At 70.1% G+C, this 13,185-nt stretch carries 11 protein-coding genes; all 11 read right to left on the reverse strand.

Annotated elements, in window-relative coordinates; genetic code table 11:
• Nucleotides 1–118 precede the first annotated feature (118 nt).
• A complete protein-coding gene (locus ABIC70_RS23035; protein ID WP_043345570.1) occupies nt 119–1,000 on the reverse strand; it encodes an outer membrane protein assembly factor BamD in 882 nt (293 codons plus the stop codon).
• A gap of 191 nt (nt 1,001–1,191) precedes the next feature.
• Nucleotides 1,192–2,139: a UDP-3-O-acyl-N-acetylglucosamine deacetylase gene (gene lpxC, locus ABIC70_RS23040; RefSeq protein ID WP_043345543.1), complete on the reverse strand. Its 948-nt coding sequence runs from the start codon at nt 2,137–2,139 to the stop codon at nt 1,192–1,194.
• A gap of 438 nt (nt 2,140–2,577) precedes the next feature.
• On the reverse strand, nt 2,578–4,335 hold the full coding sequence (ftsZ, locus tag ABIC70_RS23045; RefSeq protein ID WP_354441291.1) for a cell division protein FtsZ: 1,758 nt from the start codon (nt 4,333–4,335) through the stop codon (nt 2,578–2,580).
• Nucleotides 4,336–4,428: 93 nt separating this feature from the next.
• The gene (gene ftsA / locus ABIC70_RS23050) at nt 4,429–5,751 is read right to left on the reverse strand and encodes a cell division protein FtsA (protein WP_043384227.1); all 1,323 of its coding nucleotides are present in this window, start codon (nt 5,749–5,751) and stop codon (nt 4,429–4,431) included.
• Between the two features lie 52 nt (nt 5,752–5,803).
• Nucleotides 5,804–6,757 (reverse strand): cell division protein FtsQ/DivIB, encoded by a 954-nt coding sequence (locus tag ABIC70_RS23055; protein ID WP_342143847.1) that lies wholly within the window; start codon nt 6,755–6,757, stop codon nt 5,804–5,806.
• Nucleotides 6,724–7,647 (reverse strand): D-alanine--D-alanine ligase, encoded by a 924-nt coding sequence (locus ABIC70_RS23060; protein WP_354441293.1) that lies wholly within the window; start codon nt 7,645–7,647, stop codon nt 6,724–6,726. The genes ABIC70_RS23055 and ABIC70_RS23060 overlap by 34 nt, the downstream gene beginning before the upstream one ends.
• Before the next feature lie 111 nt (nt 7,648–7,758).
• On the reverse strand, nt 7,759–8,685 hold the full coding sequence (murB, locus tag ABIC70_RS23065; RefSeq protein ID WP_053608386.1) for a UDP-N-acetylmuramate dehydrogenase: 927 nt from the start codon (nt 8,683–8,685) through the stop codon (nt 7,759–7,761).
• Nucleotides 8,682–9,215: a DUF559 domain-containing protein gene (locus tag ABIC70_RS23070; RefSeq protein ID WP_354441295.1), complete on the reverse strand. Its 534-nt coding sequence runs from the start codon at nt 9,213–9,215 to the stop codon at nt 8,682–8,684. Before ABIC70_RS23070 ends, murB begins: the two co-directional genes overlap by 4 nt.
• A gap of 4 nt (nt 9,216–9,219) precedes the next feature.
• Nucleotides 9,220–10,626 (reverse strand): UDP-N-acetylmuramate--L-alanine ligase, encoded by a 1,407-nt coding sequence (murC, locus tag ABIC70_RS23075; protein WP_043356325.1) that lies wholly within the window; start codon nt 10,624–10,626, stop codon nt 9,220–9,222.
• Between the two features lie 49 nt (nt 10,627–10,675).
• Nucleotides 10,676–11,785 (reverse strand): undecaprenyldiphospho-muramoylpentapeptide beta-N-acetylglucosaminyltransferase, encoded by a 1,110-nt coding sequence (gene murG, locus ABIC70_RS23080; protein ID WP_053608388.1) that lies wholly within the window; start codon nt 11,783–11,785, stop codon nt 10,676–10,678.
• The gene (locus ABIC70_RS23085; protein ID WP_043356321.1) at nt 11,782–12,948 is read right to left on the reverse strand and encodes an FtsW/RodA/SpoVE family cell cycle protein; all 1,167 of its coding nucleotides are present in this window, start codon (nt 12,946–12,948) and stop codon (nt 11,782–11,784) included. Before ABIC70_RS23085 ends, murG begins: the two co-directional genes overlap by 4 nt.
• Between the last annotated feature and the right edge of the window lie 237 nt (nt 12,949–13,185).

Raw genomic sequence — 13,185 nt, forward strand, 5'->3', positions numbered from 1 at the left:
GGATTCACCCCAAAAATGCGTCGCACCACGCAAGGGGGCGCCGCAACGGGAAAGGCCCGGAGCGGCGGCTCCGGGCCTCGATCTGTGCGCGGGACGGCCCGGTTGCGGGCTCCGATGCCTACTCGGCCGAGGCGGTCTTGCCGGTGACCGTGCGGTAGATCTTCGAGAGGAACGAGGACTTCTCCTCGCGGGGCTCGAGGCCGCCCTGAGCCAGGAGCGCGTGGGCGTCCTTGTACCAGGGGCTTTCCGGGAAGTTGTGTCCGAGCACCGCGGCGGCATTCTGCGCCTCCTGGGTGATGCCCAGCGCCCAGTAGGCCTCGGTCAGGCGCTCGAGCGCCTCCTCGGCGTGGCGGGTGGTCTGGTACTTGGCGACCACGTCGCGGAAGCGGTTGATCGCCGCCGGGAAATTCCGCTTCTCGAGGTAGAAGCGGCCGATCTCCATCTCCTTGCCGGCGAGCTGATCGCGGGTGATCTGGATCTTCGCCTTCGCGTCGGCAGCGTATTCCGATGTCGGATACTTCTGCACCAGTTCCTGGAGGGCGACGAGCGCCTTCTCGGACCGGTCCTGATCGCGGGTGACGTCCGGGATCTGCTTATAGTTCGACATCGCCATCAGGTACTGCGCGTAGGCGGCGTCCTTGCTGGCCGGATGCCGCTGCAGGTAACGCTTCGAGGCGCTGATGGCGTCGTCGTATTTCTGGCCTTCGTAGTTGGCGTAGGCCGTCATCAGCAGTGCCTTCCGAGACCACTCGGAATACTGATACTGCTTGTCCAGATTGTCGAATTTCTTGACTGCGCCCTCGTAGTCGCTGTCCTCGAGCTTGGCCAAGCCATCGCTGTACAGCTTGTCGGCCGGGACGTCCGGGACAACTTCGGGTTTGTATTTCTCAGCGAAGATGCTGGTCGGGTCGAAGTCGCAGCCGCCGAGGCCCAGGCCGAGGATGGCCACGAGGGGCGCCGCGAAGGCCGCTCCCCGGCGATGACGAATGGTGACAGGCATCTGGCGCTCTTTCCCGGAACCGGCGCCGTCTCGCGCCGTCATGCCATCGCGTGGGTGGATCCGGCCCGCCCCGGGCCGTGCCCGCCGTTCACGGACCGTTAAACCGTGCCGTTCGATTCGGGCACGAAAGCGGCAAGGCTGCGGCAGCCAGGATCGGTTGCCGGCTGTGTCCCACCGGCCACAGGCGCTTTCTAGAGGTCGCCCGCGAAGGCGGCGATGCCGAGGCCGACGCCGAGTTCGGACAAAACGGTCTCGCGGCGCGAGCCCTGCGCCTCGACGATGGCGTAGTTCGCCCGGTCGGCGAAGAGGGCCGAGAGCACGCCGACATTCATCCGGTGGCCGCCGCAATAGGAGCGGTACGCGCCCTGGATCGGCAGCCCGGCCAGCGCCAGGTCGCCGATCGCGTCGAGGATCTTGTGGCGGACGAATTCGTCCTGGAAGCGCAGCCCCTCGGGGTTGACTACCGCGGTCTCGCCGACCGCCACGGTGTTCTCCAGCGAGGCGCCGAGGGCGAAGCCCGCCTTCCAGTAGCGCTCCACGTCCCGCATCATCCCGAAGGTGCGGGCGCCGGCGATCTCGCGGCGATAGGTGGCGGGCGAGAGGTCCATCGCCTTGCGGGAGCGGCCGATCACCGGGCTCTCGAAATCGATCTCGACATCGAGGCGGAAGCCGCGATCGATCGGACGCAGCTCCGCGAAGGACGTGCCGGTCTCGATGCGGACGTGGCGGAGGATCTTGAGCCAGCGCCGGGGGGTGTCGCAGGTGGCGATCCCCACTTGGTCGATCGCCTGGACGAAGGGGAGCGCGGATCCGTCGAGGATCGGCATCTCCGGGCCGTCGATCTCGATCAGGGCGTTGTCGACGCCCAGGCCGAACAGGGCGGACATCAGGTGCTCGACGGTGGCGACTGCGCCCGTCTCGACGTCACCCAGAACGGTGCAGAGTTCCGTGGCGGAGACGAGGGCGTGGTGTGCCTTGATCAGGCGGTCGTTGCCGTGAGTGGTGCCGGTGCGGAGGAAGGCGATGCCATGATTGGCCGGAGCGGGCCGGATCGTGATCTCGGCGGGATTGCCGGAGTGAACTCCGATGCCCGAGAGAGTCGCCGGCCCTTTGAGGGTCGTCTGTTTGTGCGTTCGCATTCCTTAGCCCCCGGGCGCGACCAGATCCCGACACCCCGACCGGGGGTGAAGAGAAAACCGACTGATCCGTCCGCTGCTTGATGCCCTAGCCCACGCGATCAGGTTGTGTCCCGATGCGTGTCGTCTCGATCACATGGTTTCTATAGCTGCACCGCACAGGGCAGCCAAATCACGGATTCTTACGGTCTGTTACAGACACGCTTACCGGCTCGTTGCCGCAAAACGCTGGTCCACCAAAGGCTTAAAGCTTGGTTAACGCATGGCTAACCGGCGGCCGTTCTGTGGCGCGGATGCACCACGGTCCCGGCCTCGCGAGACGCCGCATGCCCACGCGATGAGGCCTGTTTCAGGCCGTAACAACCACGAGTTGCTTTGTTGCAGCGCGAAGGGGCCGGCGGTTTCCCGCCGGCCCCCTGCCGTGTCCGAGATCTCGGCCTGTCAGTTCGCCTGACGACGCAGGAAGGCGGGGATCTCGAGCTGATCGTCGTCCATCATCCGGGGCTGCGCGGAGACCCGGCCCTGCGCGTCGAGGTTGCCCTGGGCCGGGCGGTATTGCGGCACCGCGGGCGCGGCCGGGGCACGGGGGGCCGGCGGCACGTGGGACTGGGCCATGTGCGGCTGGGCCATGTGCGGCTGGGCCAAATGCGGCTGCGGGGCGGCGGGAGAGGCCGGCCGGGCTGCCGGGGCGCCCTCCATGTCCTCGCGGCGGCCGCCGAAGCCCACGGTGGCGAGCCGGCGCAGCAGCGAGGTCCGCTTGGATTCCGGAGCGGCCTCCTCGGCCGCGCGGTTCGCCATGATCTGGGTCTGGGCGATCGGCGGCAGCTCGTGGATCTGCGGCATGCGCGGAGCGCGGGCGAGCGGCGTGCCCGTCGGGGCGGCGGGACGCGGCGGCACGAACGGGCCGGCCTCGATGGCGGTGGCCGGCTCGGCCCGCTGCGGTGCGGGAGCCGGGACGAACGGTGCCGCGGCGCGCGCTTGGGCCGGGGCGAGCACGACGTCGTCGCGGGTCACCGGCGCGGCGCTCTCCATGCGGCTCTCGATCCGCGGCTCGGCCCGCATCTCCGTGCTGGGCTGCGGCGCGGGGGCCGGCGCGGCCGACTCTGTGCGGATGCTCGGCACCGGCGAGGCGGCGCGAGAGCGGGCCTCGGCGCGCAGGCGCTCGGCAACCTCGGCGATGCGCTGCTCGGTCTCGGCGATGGCCGGGTTGTTGGGCGAGTTCGCCGAGATCAGCAGCGGCTCGATGCCGGTGGCGACCACCGACACGCGGATGATGCCGTCGAGGCTCTCGTCGAAGGTGGCGCCCAGGATGATGTTGGCGTCCTGGTCGACTTCCTCGCGGATGCGGGTCGCGGCCTCGTCGAGCTCGTACAGGGTCAGGTCCGAGCCGCCCGTGATCGAGATCAGCAGGCCGCGGGCCCCCTTCATGGAGACGTCGTCGAGGAGCGGATTGGCGATGGCCGCCTCGGCGGCGCGGTTGGCGCGCTTCTCGCCGGACGCCTCGCCGGTGCCCATCATGGCCTTGCCCATGCCGCGCATGATCGCGCGGACGTCGGCGAAGTCGAGGTTGATGAGGCCTTCCTTCACCATCAGGTCGGTGATGCAGGCGACGCCGGAGTAGAGCACCTGGTCGGCCATCGCGAAGGCGTCCGCGAAGGTGGTCTTCTCGTTGGCGACCCGGAACAGGTTCTGGTTCGGGATCACGATCAGGGTGTCGACCGCGGCCTGCAGCTCCTGGATGCCGGATTCGGCGGTGCGCATGCGGCGCATGCCCTCGAACTGGAACGGCTTCGTCACGACGCCGACCGTCAGGATGCCCATGTCGCGGGCCGCACGGGCGATGACCGGAGCGGCGCCGGTGCCGGTGCCGCCGCCCATGCCGGCGGTGATGAAGCACATGTGGGCGCCCGAGAGCTGGTCACGGATCTCGTCGATCACCTCGTCGGCGGCGGCCGAGCCGACCTCCGGGTGCGAGCCGGCCCCGAGGCCCTGCGTCACGCCCAGGCCCATCTGGATCACCCGCTCGGCCTTCGAGGAGGTGAGCGCCTGGGCGTCCGTGTTGGCCACGACGAATTCGCAGCCGAGCAGGCCCGACTCGATCATGTTGTTGACGGCGTTGCCGCCGGCGCCGCCGACGCCGAAGACGGTGATGCGGGGCTTGAGTTCCCGGATGTCCGGCGCCTGGAGGGTGATGGCCATGGTGTCGAGCCTCTCGCTAACTGTGCTTTCCGTGCGACGCCTGGGCGCCGGATACTCTTCGATCCGCCCGTCCGCGGGGGCGGATGCGAAACCCTAGAAGCTGTCCCGGAGCCAGCGGCCGACCCGGTTCAGGTAGTTGTCGGTTCCGGTCGCCGCGAAGGCGCCGTGCCCGCGCGGCTCGAAATGCTCGGCATGCGCCACCTGCGGGTAGACCAGCAGGCCGACCGCCGCCGAGAAGGCCGGGCCCTTTGCGGCTTCCGGCAGACCCCGGATCCCGAGGGGCCGTCCGATTCGCACCTGACCCTGGAGGACGCGGCGGGCGACCTCGGGCAGGCCGACGAGCTGGCTGGCGCCGCCGGTGAGGACCACGCGCCGTCCGGCCTGGGCCGCGAAGCCCGCGTCCCGCAGGCGGTCGCGGACCAGCTCGACCACCTCCTCGACCCGCGGCTTGATGATCCGCACGAGCTGCGAGCGCGGGATGTGGGCCGGGGCCTCGCCCTCGTCCTCGCCGACCCCGTGAACCGCGATCATGTCGCGGTCGTCGGAAGGCGTGGACAGGGCCGAGCCGTAGAGGGTCTTCAGCCGTTCGGCCGCCGCCATCCGGGTGGAGAGGCCGCGGGCGATGTCCATGGTGACGTGGTGGCCGCCGACCGCCAGGGCGTCCACGTGGACGAGGTGCCCGCCGGAGAACACGCCGACGCTGGTGGTGCCGCCGCCCATGTCGACGACGCAGACGCCCATCTCGGCCTCGTCGTCCACGAGCGCGGAGAGTCCGGCCGCGTAGGGCGTGGCGATCACCGCCTCGACGCCGAGGTGGCAATGCTCCACCGCCAGCATGACGTTGCGGGCGGCGGCCAGCTCGCTGGTGACCACGTGCAGGTCGACGCTGAGCGCCTCGCCGATCATGCCCGACGGGTCGATGACGGCGCCCTGCCCGTCCAGGGCGTAGCCGGTGGGCAGGGCGTGCAGCACGGCCCGGCCGGGGCTGACGCCGTGGGCGCTCGCGGTCTCGAGCACCCGCTCGACGTCGCTGCCCGTGACGGTGCCGGAGCGGACGTTCACCCGCGCCTGGAAATGCTGCGAGGCGAGCCGGCCGCCCGACATGTTGACGATGACCGACTGGACCTCGACCTTGGCCATCCGCTCGGCGGCGTGGACCGCCTGACGGATCGCGCCCTCGGCGGCGGCGAGGTCTACGATGGCGCCGCCCTTCAGGCCGAGCGAGCGCTGGTGGCCGATGCCGATGATGCGCGCGAGGTGGGTACGCCCGCGGAGCGTGGTGAGCGCCTCGGCGGGCTGCAGCTCGGCGATGAGGCAGACCACCTTGCTCGTGCCGATATCGAGCACCGAGAGGGTGGTCGAGCGCCGGGCGGAGAGCGGCTTCAAGCGCGGCGTGAGGCCGTGTTGGCTGTGCATTGACGCTACCGGACGCGGGAGGCGGGACGGGCGGAGATCGACAGGAAGGGCATCAGCTGGCCGCGCCCTTCTTCTTCGCCTTCTGGGCTTCCGCACGGGCGGCGGCGGCCTCCTCGGTCAGGCGCACCACGAGGCGGTCCGGCATGCGCAGGTCCACCGCGATGATGTCCTTCTCAAGCAGGCCGGCCTCGCGCTCGAACCGGACGAGGCGGGCGAGCGCCGCGGCCGGGTCGGCCTCGGGCAGGCGCACGTCGATGCCGTCGAACTTGAGGGTCCAGCGCCGACCGGACACGTAGGTGCCGGCCTTGATCCGCTCGGCGAGCGGACCGGCGGCGGCGATGAGGGCGAGATATTCCGGAAGCTTGGTGTTGGCGTCGTCGCCGACCACCAGGGGGAGGCTGGCATAGCGGTCGTCCCGCATGGCGTCGATGACGGTGCCGTCGGCGGCGATCACGCTGATCTCGCCGTTCTTCTGCCAGAGGGCCGCGGGCTCGCGCTCCACCTGGGTGATGGCGATCTCGTTGGGATAGATCTTCCGGACGGAGGCCTGGGCGATCAGCGGCACGCGCAGCAGCCGCTCGCGGACCTCGTTGACGTCGAGGAAGGGAACCGAGGAGCGCCAGTCGATGCCGGCGGCGGCCAGCACCTCGCGCTCGTACATCCGGGAGATGCCCGAGATGGTGACGCGCTCGACGCCGAAGCCCGCGACGCGCGCGGCGATGTCGAGGAGACGGCCCTGCTCCGCCACGAAGGCGTCGTAGCGGCCGCTCGCCACGAAACCGGCGAGCGCCATGGCGGCGGCGGACACGGAGACCGCCACCACGCCGACGCCGCGCGGCAGGCGCTCGCTCAGGCGCTGACCCGAGCGGGCCCGGCGGACCGAGAGCGACCGAGGCGAGACGCGGCCGGCGAGCCGGCCCAGGATCGCGCCAGCGAGGCGCGCGGGACCGGTCCGGCCGGCGGCGTCGCCGCTCAGCGATTCAGGGAAGCGTCCTCCACCATCCATCGGACGAGCTCACCGAAACTCAGGCCCGCATGGGCCGCCATCTCCGGCACAAGGCTCGTCTGGGTCATGCCGGGTTGCGTGTTGACCTCCAGCACGACGAGCAGACCGGTTCCACCCGGTGTGTCGTCGTAGCGAAGGTCGGCACGGCTGACGCCCCGACAGCCCAGTGCTTGATGCGCCGTTAACGACAGTTCTTGGACACGCTGGTAAACATTTGGTTTAAGTTCGGCCGGGAGCACGTGCACCGACCCCCCCGGGGCGTATTTAGCATCGTAGTCGTACCAATCCCCCGTCGCGGCCTTCACCTCGATCACGCCGAGGGCCCTGTCGCCCATCACCCCGCAGGTGAGCTCGCGGCCGGCTATGTAAGGTTCTACAAGGACTTGCTCGCCGAACGTCCACTCCTCGGAGCCGAGGATCTGGGGCGGGTGCGAGCGCCCGTCGCGCACGATGATCACACCCACCGAGGAGCCCTCGGCGATGGGTTTCACCACATAGGGTGGCGGCAGGGGGTGTGTCCTGGCGGCCTCACGACGGTTAACGATCCGGCCTTCCGGCACGTCGACGCCGGCCGCGCGCATGACGGTCTTGGCCTGCTCCTTGTTCATCGCGAGCGCCGAGGCGAGGACGCCGGAATGGGTGTAGGGGATCCTGAGGATCTCCAGGAGACCCTGGATCGTGCCGTCCTCCCCGTCCGGGCCGTGCAGCGCATTGAAGGCCACGTCCGGCTTGAGCGCCGTCAGCACGGAGGCGATATCGGGACCGACATCGACCCGGGTGACCCGGTAGCCCTCGCCTTCGAGGGCGTCGGCGCAGGCCTTGCCGGAACTGAGCGAGACTTCGCGCTCGGCGGAGGTGCCGCCCAGCAGGACGGCGACGTGCTTGGACATCAGGGCACCTCGAATAGGTCGGCTTCAAACAGACTCTGCAGGGACCGGACGGTCACCGGTGGCAGACGAGCACCGTATCCCGGCCGCATCGGCGAGACGGGAACACCGCGCTCACCGGGGGGCGGCCGCCGCGCCGATCCGCCGGATCTCCCAGCGCAGCTCGACGCCGCTCGTCTCGCGCACCCGGCGACGGACTTCCTCGCCGAGTCCCTCGATATCGGCGGCGGTCGCATGGCCGGTGTTGATCAGGAAATTGCAGTGCATCTCGCTGACCTGGGCGCCGCCCCGGGTCAGGCCCCGGCAACCGGCGGCGTCGATGAGCTGCCACGCCTTGCCGCCCTCGGGATTGGCGAAGGTCGAGCCGCCGGTGCGCTCGCGGATCGGCTGGGCGGCCTCACGGGCGGCCGTGACCCGCTCCATCTCCGCCTCGATGGCGGCCCGGTCGCCGGGCTTGCCCCGGAACAGGGCGCTCGTGAAGATGACGTCCTCCGGGGCATCCGAATGCCGGTAGGAGAAGCCCATGTCGGCGTGGCTGAAGGTGCGCAATGCGCCCCGGCGGTCGATTCCGCGCGCCTCCACCAGCACGTCGGTGGTCTCGCCGCCATGCGCGCCGGCATTCATGCGCAGCGCGCCGCCGATCGAGCCCGGGATGCCGCGGTAGAAGGCGAGCCCGTCGAGACCGGCCTCGGCGGCCGCCTTGGCGAGGCGCATGTCGGGAACCGCGGTGCCCACAGCCAGCGTGTCGCCGTCGATCGCGACGCTGCCGAACGCCTTGCCGCCGAGCCGGACCACCACGCCCGGCACCCCGCCGTCGCGGACGATCAGGTTCGAGCCGAGACCGATGACCGTGACCGGCACGTCGGGGTCCAGGGTGGCGAGGAGGCGCGCGAGATCCTCCTCGTCGGCCGGGGTGAACAGGACCTCGGCGGGGCCGCCGACCCGGAACCAGGTGAGGTCGGCCAGCGGCTGGTCGGCGAGCAGACGCCCGCGGAGATCGGGCGCGGCGGCGCGGATACGGTCGTGGAGGGATGCGGTCATCTTTGGATCTCCCCGCTCCCCGCCTGCGGGGAGAGGGATGCGACGACCGTGTCGTCGCATCGGGGCGGCAGCCGAGGGTGAGGGGGCGGCTCCAGCTGTGGCTTGACTGAAGCCGCCCCCTCACCTTCGCCCTTCGGGCGTTCCGTGCCGACGACGGGGTCGTCGCGACCCTCTCGCGGCAGGCGGTGAGTTGAGGGCGGCACGGACAAGATCGTGTCTCGGACGCGGGCGACGGTGTTCACGATCCCGGCATTCCAGAACCCCAGGACGCGAGAGTCCTGTGCGGTCAGCCACGGGGCCCGAACGCCATGGTCGCTGTCCGCGTGGTGGTCGCCATTCCGCTCGCCAATCAGGCGTGACGTTCGGCAGTCGAACTCCGCGACAGAGCGCCTGATCGATTCCTGCCGGACGACCTCGGCCCCGCCGAGACGCCGGTCCCGCAAGCAGCACCGGAGACGGCGCTCGGCCTCGGTCAGTGATCCGCGCAGGCATCGCCGGAAACGGGTCGGTTCCGGATCGGCCCCGCGCATCCCCTCACCGTCCCCGCGCGGCCAATTCGCCCGGCAGCGCGTAGGCCCATTGGGTGATCGTACCGGCCCCGAGGCACACCACGTAGTCGCCCGGCTTGGCGAGCTCCGCGATGATCCCCGAAAGTTCCTCCGGCCGCTCCAGCGCCCGGGCGTCGCGGTGGCCGCGGGAGCGCAGGCCCGCCACGAGGCTGTCGCGGTCGAAGCCCTCGATCGGCGTCTCGCCGGCCGCGTAGACCGGCGCCACGATCACCGTGTCGGCATCGTTGAAGCAGGTGCAGAAATCGTCGAAGAGCGATTGCAGCCGGGTATAGCGGTGTGGCTGCACCACGGCGATCACGCCGTGCTCGGTCGAGGCGCGCGCGGCCTTGAGCACCGCCTTGATCTCCACCGGATGGTGTCCGTAATCGTCGAAGATCGTCGCGCCGTTCCACTCGCCGGTGCGGGTGAAGCGCCGCTTGACGCCGCCGAAGCCGGCGAGCGCCTGGCGGATCGCGTCGGGCTTCACGCCGAGCTCGTGCGCCACGGCGAGCGCCGCGGTGGCGTTGAGCGCGTTGTGCTTGCCCGGCATGGGCAGGACCAGGTCCTCCATCTCCATCCGGTAGCCGGGGCGGCGGTCGCGGATCATCACCCGGAAGCGGCTCTGCCCGCCGCGCAGGTCCACGTCGATCAGGCGCACGTCCGCCTGCGGATTCTCGCCGTAGGTGATGATCCGCCGGTCCTCGATATGGCCGACGAGATCCTGCACCACCGGATGGTCGATGCACATCACCGCGAAGCCGTAGAACGGGATGTTGTCGATGAACCGCCGGAACGCGTCCTTCACGGCATCGAACGAGCCGAAATGATCGAGATGCTCGGGGTCGATGTTGGTGACGATGGCGACGTCCGCCGGCAGCTTCAGGAAGGTGCCGTCGGACTCGTCGGCCTCCACCACCATCCAGTCGCCCTCGCCCATGCGGGCATTGGTGCCGAAGGCGTTGATGATGCCGCCGTTGATCACCGTCGGGTCGAGGTTGCCGGCCAGCAGCAGCGTCGCGACCAGCGACGTGGTCGTGGTCTTGCCGTGCGTGCCCGCGATGGCCACGCAGGACTTGAAGCGCATCAGCTCCGCCAGCATCTCGGCCCGGCGCACCACCGGCAGACGGCGCTCCCGGGCGGCTTGCAGCTCGGGATTGTCGCGCTGGATTGCCGTGGAGACGACGACCAGGGCCGCCTCCTCGACGTTCTGGGCGTCGTGGCCCACGAAGGTGCGCATGCCCTTCTCGGCGAGACGGCGGACATTGGTGTTGTCCGAGGCGTCCGACCCCTGCACCGTGTAGCCGAGGTTGTGCATCACCTCGGCGATGCCGGACATGCCGATACCGCCGATGCCGATGAAGTGGATGGGTCCGAGCTTGTCGGGCAGCTTCATGGGTCGAACCGTCTGGTGTCGGGATCGCCGGTGCGGAATCCCGGGAGGATCAGGTGCGGGCGGCCGTCTCGACGACGACCTCGGCCAGCCTCTCGGCGGCGTCATGGATGCCCGCGCTTCTGGCCGCATCGGCCGCTGCGGTCAATTTTGCCGGCGTCTCGAAGCAGGCCGTGAGGTCTGCGGCGAGGCGCTCGGGCGTGAAATCCGACTGTTTCACCGCCAGCGCCGCGCCGATCGCGTCGAGGGTCGCGGCGTTGGCAGCCTGGTCCTGATCCAGCGAGCCGGGCAGCGGGACCAGGATCGCCGGGCGGCCGATCGCCGCCAGTTCGGAGACCGTCGAGGCGCCCGAGCGCGAGACCACGAGGTGGCTCGCGGCCATGCGGGCCGGCAGGTCCTTGAAGAAGGGCGCCGCCTCGATCCCCGCGAGACCCATGGCGAGGTAGCGGTTCTGCACCGCCGTCAGGTCCTCGGGCCGGACCTGCTGGACGAGGTGCAGCCGGGCGCGCAGCGCTTCGGGCAGACGGGCGATCGCCTCGGGCACGATCTCGCCCATCACGCGGGCGCCCTGGCTGCCGCCGAAGACCAGGAGCCGCAGGGCGTCATCCGGACCGAAGGGGGGATACGGGATCTTCGCCGCCTCGATCACCGCCGGGCGAAGCGGGTTGCCGGTGTGGATCCGCGGGGCTTTGGCCTTCTCGGGCACGCCGCGCACGTCCTTGAAGCCGGTGGCGATGGTGCGGGCGCCCCGCGCCAGGAAGGCGTTGGCCCGGCCCATCACGGCATTCTGCTCGTGCAGGATCGTCGGCACGCGCAGGATCTGGCCGGCCAGCACCGGCGGGACGGTCGGATAGCCCCCGAAGCCCACGATGGCGGCCGGGTTGATCCGTCGGATCTCCTTCGCGGCCACGCCGAAGCCGCGGCCGAGCGTCAGCACGGCGCCGGCCCGCTTCAGCGGCGAGCGGCCGGACGGCGTCGCCGAGGCGATGGTGACGACCTCGGAGGCCGGGAACTCGGACGCGATGGCATCGACCCGGGCGTCGGTGGCGAGGGCCACCCGGATGCCGCGGGCGCGCAGGGCGTGGGCGAGGCTCTCGGCTGGGAACAGGTGTCCGCCGGTGCCGCCCGCGCAGAGCAGGATCGTGGGGGTGAAGACCGTCACCGCATCACTCCGGCGACGGTGGCGGGCGCGGTGCCGGGGGGCTTCTGGCTGAGCATCACGGTGCGGGGACGCTTGCGGGTCAGGGCGACGAGGAAGCCGGTGCCGAGCGCCAGCGAGATCAGCGAGGAGCCGCCGTAGGAGACGAAGGGCAGCGTCATGCCCTTGGCGGGCATCAGCTGGGTGTTCACCGCCATGTTGATGCAGGCCTGGAGGCCGAACAGCGTGGTCAGGCCGGTGATCGCCAGCCGCGAGAAGGTGTCGTCGGTGCGGCGGGCGAGCTTGAGGCCGCGCAGGACGATGAAGGCGAACAGGGCCACGAGGCACAGGCAGACGATCACGCCGAACTCCTCGCCGGTGACCGAGAAGATGAAGTCGGTATGCGCGTCCGGCAGGTGGCGCTTGGCCACGCCCTCCCCCGGCCCGGTCCCGAACCAGCCGCCCGAACGGAAGGATTCCCGCGACCAGAAATCCTGGAAGCCGCCGCCGGAATCCCGGTCGAGGAACTTGTTGAAGCGCTCACGCACGTGATGGAAGAACAGATAGGCAGCGAACACGCCTCCGAGGCCCAGCACGCCGAGGACGGCCACCCAGATCAGGTGGAGGCCGGCCACGAAGAACAGCGCGCACCACACCATGGTAATCAGCATGGTCTGGCCGAAATCGGGCTGGAGCAGCAGCGGCACGATGGTGATCGGCAGCAGCAGCAGGGCGAGGATCCCGCCCGGCATGTCGCGGCGCTGGGCGCCTTCCGAGAAGGCCCAGGCGGCGACGACCACGAAGGCGGGCTTCACGAATTCCGAGGGCTGCAGGCCGAAGGAGCCGAACTGGATCCAGCGGTGCGCGCCCTTGATCTCGGGCCCGAACTTGCCGGCGAGCAGGCACAGGACGACGCCGCAGACCCAAGTGACCAGCGCGAGCCGCCGGATGCCGCGCAGCGACAGGAACGACACCGCGCAGATCAGCAGGATGGTCGGCGCGAGGTACATCGCCTGCCGGTTGAGGAAGTAGAAGGTCGGGAGGCCGATGCGTTCGGCCACCGGGGGGCCGCCGCCCATCAGGAAGACCAGACCCGCGATCATCAGCGCGAACAGGGCCGCGAGCAGACCGCGGTCCACGGTCCACCACCAGTCCGTCAGGGGCGTGCGTTCCGCGCGTGACATCATGCCGGGCAACGACTCCAGGCCGCGCGGATGCCGATCCGCGCGGGTCGGGCCTGATCCTGTGCAGGAATGGTAAACGGAGCCTTATGGTCGCCGCGTGGGCTTTCGGCCGCCGCGAAACCGGCCTGCGGTGGAGTGCTGTATTCGACCGGTTTTATACTGGTATAAAGACACCCTATGTTAATCTTCCCATTGCAACTTTCAGGTGTACCCCCGGCGGGTCGAGGCGCGCCGCGCCTG

It is taken from the genome of Methylobacterium sp. 1973 (genome assembly GCF_040545035.1).
Lineage (GTDB): Bacteria > Pseudomonadota > Alphaproteobacteria > Rhizobiales > Beijerinckiaceae > Methylobacterium > Methylobacterium fujisawaense.

Bases quoted from the DNA above. Each gene is read 5' to 3' on its own strand.
- murC (WP_043356325.1), bottom strand. From the start codon at position 10,626: ATGAAGCTGCCCGACAAGCTCGGACCCATCCACTTCATCGGCATCGGC.
- ABIC70_RS23085 (WP_043356321.1), bottom strand. From the start codon at position 12,948: ATGATGTCACGCGCGGAACGCACGCCCCTGACGGACTGGTGGTGGACC.
- ABIC70_RS23055 (WP_342143847.1), bottom strand. From the start codon at position 6,757: ATGGATGGTGGAGGACGCTTCCCTGAATCGCTGAGCGGCGACGCCGCC.
- lpxC (WP_043345543.1), bottom strand. From the start codon at position 2,139: ATGCGAACGCACAAACAGACGACCCTCAAAGGGCCGGCGACTCTCTCG.
- ftsA (WP_043384227.1), bottom strand. From the start codon at position 5,751: ATGCACAGCCAACACGGCCTCACGCCGCGCTTGAAGCCGCTCTCCGCC.
- ABIC70_RS23035 (WP_043345570.1), bottom strand. From the start codon at position 1,000: ATGCCTGTCACCATTCGTCATCGCCGGGGAGCGGCCTTCGCGGCGCCC.
- ABIC70_RS23070 (WP_354441295.1), bottom strand. From the start codon at position 9,215: ATGCGCGGGGCCGATCCGGAACCGACCCGTTTCCGGCGATGCCTGCGC.
- ftsZ (WP_354441291.1), bottom strand. From the start codon at position 4,335: ATGGCCATCACCCTCCAGGCGCCGGACATCCGGGAACTCAAGCCCCGC.
- murB (WP_053608386.1), bottom strand. From the start codon at position 8,685: ATGACCGCATCCCTCCACGACCGTATCCGCGCCGCCGCGCCCGATCTC.
- ABIC70_RS23060 (WP_354441293.1), bottom strand. From the start codon at position 7,647: ATGTCCAAGCACGTCGCCGTCCTGCTGGGCGGCACCTCCGCCGAGCGC.